The organism is Photobacterium sp. R1 (assembly GCF_054600795.1).
Genome location: NZ_BAAHZP010000636.1, coordinates 1 through 264, shown reverse-complemented (window position 1 = coordinate 264; position 264 = coordinate 1). Strand labels below are relative to the sequence as shown.

Annotated in this window: 1 pseudogene; it reads right to left on the bottom strand. The window is 56.1% G+C overall.

What is annotated here, in order from left to right:
- A pseudogene (locus ACYP03_RS26605) lies at window positions 1-264 on the bottom strand (hypothetical protein); the annotation flags it as partial.

The following is a 264-nucleotide window of genomic DNA, read 5'->3' as shown; positions in this document are numbered from 1 at the left end:
ATGCTGCGCAGCCTGAACAATGTAGCCGTCTACCATGCTGGCCTGTGTTTGCCCCAGTTGGTCCAGCAGGCTTTCAATCTCGCTGGTTAAGGTTTGCAGCTGGGAAAGGCGAACCTCGCCCAGCTCGTCGGCCGCATTCATGACCAGACACTGAATTTCCGACAGGACCGACTGATACAGCAGCCCCAGTTCATTCATGGCTGTGGCATCGAGTTCATTGGTGGCCCGTTCTGCGGCTTTCATTGCCCGGCGAATAGTGGCTTT